The 5,928-nt window shown below is 66.8% G+C and carries 4 protein-coding genes and 1 pseudogene; all 5 read left to right on the forward strand.

From position 1 onward, the window contains the following. The first annotated feature begins 77 nt into the window (after positions 1 to 77). The gene (locus tag VLR48_RS00020) at positions 78 to 659 is read left to right on the forward strand and encodes a LemA family protein (RefSeq protein WP_325289821.1); all 582 of its coding nucleotides are present in this window, start codon (positions 78 to 80) and stop codon (positions 657 to 659) included. Positions 660 to 853: 194 nt separating this feature from the next. Continuing rightward, complete coding sequence (locus VLR48_RS00025) at positions 854 to 2,767, forward strand: M48 family metallopeptidase (RefSeq protein WP_325289822.1); 1,914 nt, start codon at positions 854 to 856, stop codon at positions 2,765 to 2,767. Beyond that, on the forward strand, positions 2,767 to 4,494 hold the full coding sequence (gene recJ, locus VLR48_RS00030; protein ID WP_325289823.1) for a single-stranded-DNA-specific exonuclease RecJ: 1,728 nt from the start codon (positions 2,767 to 2,769) through the stop codon (positions 4,492 to 4,494). Before VLR48_RS00025 ends, recJ begins: the two co-directional genes overlap by 1 nt. A 31-nt stretch (positions 4,495 to 4,525) precedes the next feature. After that, positions 4,526 to 5,053: a ribosome biogenesis factor YjgA gene (gene yjgA, locus VLR48_RS00035; RefSeq protein WP_325289824.1), complete on the forward strand. Its 528-nt coding sequence runs from the start codon at positions 4,526 to 4,528 to the stop codon at positions 5,051 to 5,053. A 198-nt stretch (positions 5,054 to 5,251) separates the two neighbouring features. Then, a pseudogene (locus VLR48_RS00040) lies at positions 5,252 to 5,928 on the forward strand (glycosyltransferase family 2 protein); the annotation flags it as partial.

The raw sequence follows: 5,928 nt of genomic DNA on the forward strand, positions 1-5,928 counted from the left end.
GCGCACCGGCCTCGGCCGGACACCGGACCCGGCGACTGCCGGGCTCGGGGGACAGTCATCATCGTGGGAGAACACCGATGGGATGGACACTGCTTGGCCTGATCCTGCTCGCCGCGATTCTCGTCGTCGTCATCTACAACCGTCTGATTGCCGGACGCAATCGCTACAAGAACGCATTCGCTCAGATCGACGTCCAGCTCACGCGTCGCTATGACCTGATCCCGAATCTGGTCAAGGTCGCCGAGCGCTACATGACCCACGAGCGCGACACGCTCGAGGCCGTCATCCAGGCCCGCAACCAGGCCGTCGTCAGCCTCAAGCAGGTCGCGGCCGATCCAAGCGACGGCGCCGCGGTGGCGATGCTGGCCCAAGCGGAGATGGGCGTGGCAGGCGCACTGGGTAAGCTGTTCGCGCTCTCCGAGGCCTACCCAGACCTCAAGGCCAATCAGAACATGATGCAGCTCTCCGAGGAGCTGGTCAGCACCGAGAATCGGGTCGCCTTCGCGCGCCAAGCCTTCAACGATGCCGTCATGGGCTACAACAACCTGCGCGAGGTCTTTCCGAACAACCTGATCGCCCAGCGCTTCGGGTTCATGGCCGCGCAGTTGTTGGAGATCGAGGCACCGGAGAAACGCGAGGCCGTGCAGATATCCTTCTGAACCGCGCTTGCGGGTCTATGGAAGGTTTGCGTTCGGGAACGACCTCTCCGCGACCCAAGACCACGGCGGGGCGCGGTTCAGGATATTTTTTGATTTTTTCAATACTTAAACTGCGTCCGCTCCAACGCCGGCAGATGTCCTCCAAGACCGCACCCAAGCGAAAACCCCACATGAACACGAAGGACGCAGTTTAATTGGACTTCTTCGCGCATCAGGACCGCGCCCGTCGGCGTACGCATCTCCTCGTGGTGCTCTTCGTGCTCGCCGTCGTCAGCATCGTGGCGGTGGTCGACCTGGTCGCGCTCGCCTTCCTGGGGTTCGGCTCGGATCCGGACGGCCTCGGTGTCTCGCCTGAGTTCTCGTGGACTCTGGCTCGCGAGAGCCTCCCGCTGCTCATTTGGGTCTCCGTGCTGACGGCGGGTGCCATCGGGCTCGCCAGCCTCTTCCGCATCCTAACGCTACGCAACGGCGGCGGGGCGGTGGCGCGCGGGCTCGGCGGGGTCATGGTGAATGCGGACACCACGGATCCGCAGCTGCAGCGGTTGCGCAACGTGGTCGAGGAGATGTCCATCGCCGCCGGCGTGCCGGTGCCTCAGATCTATGTGCTCGAGCAGGAGGACGGCATCAATGCATTCGCCGCCGGCTATTCGCCAGCCGATGCGGCGATCGCGGTCACCCGGGGCGCTCTGCGGACGCTGAGCCGATCCGAGCTTCAGGGCGTCGTTGCACACGAGTTCTCGCACATCCTCAACGGCGATATGCGGCTCAACATTCGGCTGATCGGGATCCTGTTCGGGATCCTAGTGCTCGCCATCATCGGCCGACTCATGCTCTCGGTCCGGCATGGCCGGGCGAGCAAGCATACCGCCGCGATCGCCATGATCGGCCTCGCCTTGGTCGCCACCGGCTATATCGGACTCTTATTCGGCCGGCTGATCCGGGCGTCGGTGTCGCGTCAACGCGAGTTCCTGGCCGACGCCTCGGCCATTCAGTTCACCCGCGAGCCGGAGGGGATCGCGGGTGCCCTGAAGAAGATCGGCTCGGCGCAGGCCGGATCGGCGCTTGCGGCCGATAGCGAAGAGATCGGGCACATGCTCTTCGCTGCGGGGCTGACGCGTCGGCTCTTGGCGACCCATCCGCCGATCGCCGATCGCATTCGGGCGATCGAGCCGGGTTTCGATCCGGCGGAGCTCGAGAGGATGCGGGCGATGCCGACCCCGGCAGCGAGCGAGGCCGGCCTCGTCGCCTCGATGGCCGAGCCCGGTCCGGCCGCCGAAGGCCGACCGAGCGCATCGAGCCTCGATGCCGATTGCATCGTCGAAGCCATCGGCCGGCCCAATAGGGCACGGATCCAGGTGGCGGCTCGCCTGAACCGGGCGATCCCGGAGCCGCTCGCGCGCGCCGCCCGCTCCACCGAGTGGGTGATGACGGTCGTCTGCTATCTCCTGATCGACCCGGACCCCGAGATCCGCGAGCGCCAGCTCTTGATGGTCGCCGAGACGCTCGGCAGCGAGCATGAGCGTCAGGTCGGCACGCTCCTCTCCGCAGTACCGAGCCTGGCCGCGGACCTGCGCATCCCGCTGCTCGAGATCGCCTTTCCCACCCTGCGCCGTCGTCCGCAGACCGAGCTGACGCGCCTGATGGCGTTGCTCGATCGGTTGATCCATGCCGACGGACAGATCGATGTCTTCGAGTATGTCCTTGCACGCCTGCTCGCGCAGCAGATCCAGGACACCATCACCCCGAGCGATGCCCACAGCGCCGGAACTGCCCGGCTGTCGGATCGCGAAAACGAGGTCCGCGACCTGCTGATCATCCTGGCGGTGCACGGCAACCCGGATCAGCGCACCGCACGGACCTCCTTCGCCGCCGGCCTGGCGTCGCTCGGGATGCGTCGGCGTGAGTTGGCCCCGATCGGACCGAAGGACTGGCCGGAGCGGCTCGACCGTGCGCTCGACCGGCTCGATCGTCTGCGCATGGACGACAAGCAACGCCTGCTCCGTGCCTTGATCGCGACCCTGCAGCACGCCGGGATCAACCGGACGGAGATCGAGCTGCTGCGCGCCGTCGTTGCGGCCCTGCATGTCCCCATGCCGGTGTTGGACTGATGCCGCGTCCCATGATTCGGCGCGCTGCGAGTGCCGCGGCGCTCGCCGCCGCCCGTACACCGGCCGAGCTGCTCTCCCGGCTCTATTCAAACCGGGGCTTGGAGACCGCCGAAGAGTCCGCACCCGGGCTCTCGGCGCTCCACCCGGCAAGCGCGCTGCACGGCATCGACGAGGAGGTCGAGCTGTTGGTGCACTACATCCGGGGCGGCGGCCATCTACTGATCGTCTCGGACTACGACGCGGACGGTGCGACCGGCGGCGCCTTGGCTGTCCGGGGTCTGCGCAGCCTGGGCGCAACACAGGTCTCCTATCTGATCCCGAGCCGGTTCGCCTTCGGCTACGGACTGAGTCCGGCGGTGGTCGACGCCGCCGCTCCGCGCCGACCGGATCTGCTGATCACGGTCGACAACGGCATCGCCAGTCTCGCCGGGGTCGCGCGGGCCGCCGAGCTGGGCATCCCGGTCCTGGTGACAGATCATCATCTGCCCGGCGAGCAGCTCCCGGATGCTGCGGCGATCCTCAACCCCAATCAGCTCGACTGCAGCTTTCCGAGCAAGCACCTGGCCGGTGTCGGCGTCGTCTTCTATCTCTTGGTCGCCGCGCGTGCCCGTCTGCGCGAGCAAGGCTGGTTCGGTGCGGATCGACCCGAGCCCAACCTGGCGGATCTGCTGGACCTGGTCGCCTTGGGCACGGTCGCGGACGTGGTGACCCTGGACCGCAACAATCGGATCCTGGTCGAGCAGGGGCTCAGACGCATCCGTGCCGGGCGGTGCAGTCCGGGTGTGCGCGCACTGCTGACGATCGGCGGCCGGGACCCGAGCCGGACGACGGCCACCGATCTGGCCTTTGTCGCCGGTCCTCGGCTCAACGCGGCGGGTCGGATCGAGGACATGTCGGTCGGTGTGGAATGCCTCCTGACCGACGATCCGCAGGTCGCCGCGGATCTTGCCGCGCGTCTCGACGCGCTGAACCGACGACGCCGCGAGATCGAGGGCGAGATGAAGGACGCGGCCGAATCCTCCCTCGCGGGGCTCTGTCTGGACGGTGCCGTACTGCCGCCCGGACTCTGCCTGTTCGGCGAGGATTGGCATCAAGGCGTCTCGGGGATCGTCGCGGCGCGGATCCGCGAGCGGTATCATCGTCCCGTGATCGCCTTTGCGAACGGCGGCGACGGATTTCTGCGCGGCTCGGCGCGATCGGTCGAAGGGGTCCATGTCCGAGACCTGATCGCACTGGTGGATCGGCAGGATCCAGGCCTTATCGAGCGCTTCGGAGGTCACGCGATGGCCGCGGGGTTGAGCATCCGCCCGGAGGCCTTGCCCAGGTTCCGCGAGGCATTTGCGGAGGCCGTGCGTGCTGTGGTCGGCGACCGGCCGTCGCAACCGGAGATCGCATCCGACGGTGCGCTCCCGCCGCGGCTCATGACCCTGGAGACCGCCGAGACACTGCGCGTGGCCGGCCCTTGGGGCAAGGGCTTCCCGGAGCCCCGTTTCGACGGCACCTTCGATGTCTTGAGCGCACGTCTGGTGGGCGAACGTCATCTGAAGCTCCGTCTCGCCAGACCCGCGGCCGAGGATGGGCCGATCGAGGCTATCGGTTTCAACCTGGGCGAGCATATCTCGGAGGCCGGCGGCGCGGTGCGGCTCGCCTACCGATTGGACGTCAACGACTACCGAGGCAACCGCTCCGCGCAATTGATCCTCGAGCATCTGGAGCCCGCCGCATGAAGACTGTCGAACCGCCTATTTGGATTTCGGGATGAACGATACGATCGACGACGACGAAGACGACTATCAGGACGAAGAGCGCGGCCCGAGCAAGAGCCAGCTCAAGCGCGAGAAGTTGGCCCTGCAGGCCCTGGCCGAGCGCATGGCCGGGATGCCTCGGGCCGAGCTGGAGCGTCTGAACCTGAGTGCTGCGACCTGGGCCGCCTTGGACGAGACGCCCCGGATCAAGGATATCCGTGCACGCGGTCGCCACTGGAAGCGCATCGCCAATCTGTTGGAACGTGAGGACATGGCCGCCGTGCACGCCTTGGTCGACCAGGCGGAGGATCGCGAGCGCCAAGCGGCGGCACACCTACATGCTTTGGAACGCTGGCGCGAGCGACTCATCGCCGACGAGGAGGGTGCGTTGAGCGAATTCATCGATGAATGCCCGGATGTCGACCGCCAGCAGCTGCGCACCCTGATCCGCGCCGCGCAACGCGATCAGGAGCGCGGCCGGCCCGACGCACCGCGCAAGCTGTTCCGCTTCCTGCGCGACAGCCTGGAGTCCAACGCGTAAACGATGGGTATCGCTGCGCTCTACCCGTGCCGGAATCGAGATGTCGGAGCGCGGAAGATGGATTTCGCTGCGCTCTATCCATCCTACGCATTACGGGCTTTTCCGGGGCTTCGAGCTTGCTGGCCGTGACCATTTGGAGCTCACATGAACACCGCGATTGAACCGGCGCCTGGGGCGGCGAACGCGACCGGACAGCTCATGACGAACCATCCGTCGCTCTCCGTCGTCATCCCCATGTACCAGGAGATCGACAACGTCGAGCCCATGTTGTCGCGGGTCCATGAGGGACTTGCCGGCTACCGGGGCGCCTGGGAGCTGATCTGTGTCGACGACGGCAGCCGCGACGGCACGGGCGAGCGTCTGCGCAAGGTCGGCGAGCGTTACGGCCCACACGTTCGGGTGATCCGACTGAGGCGCAACTTCGGCCAGACCGCAGCCATGCAGGCCGGCTTCGACGCCGCACGCGGCGAGTTGATCGCCACGCTCGACGGCGATCTGCAGAACGACCCCGCCGACATCCCGCGCATGGTCGAGGAGCTGCTCGCACGCGACATCGATCTCCTGCAGGGCTGGCGTCGTCAGCGCCAGGATGCGCTGGTCATGCGCAAGCTGCCCTCGAAGATCGCCAACGCACTGATCGGAAAGGTCACGGGCGTGGCGCTGCACGACTACGGCTGAAGCCTCAAGGTCTACCGCGCCGAGGTGATCAAGGAGGTCACCCTGCTCGGGGAGATGCACCGCTTCATCCCGGTGTGGGTCGCCGGCGTCACCGCACCGGAGCGCATCGGCGAGAACGAGGTCGCCCATCAGGCACGCCAGTTCGGGACCTCCAAGTACGGGATCTCGCGCACCTTTCGGGTGCTGCTCGACCTGCT

Origin of the sequence: Thiocapsa sp., from assembly GCF_035467215.1 — a bacterium.
Taxonomy (GTDB): domain Bacteria; phylum Pseudomonadota; class Gammaproteobacteria; order Chromatiales; family Chromatiaceae; genus Thiocapsa.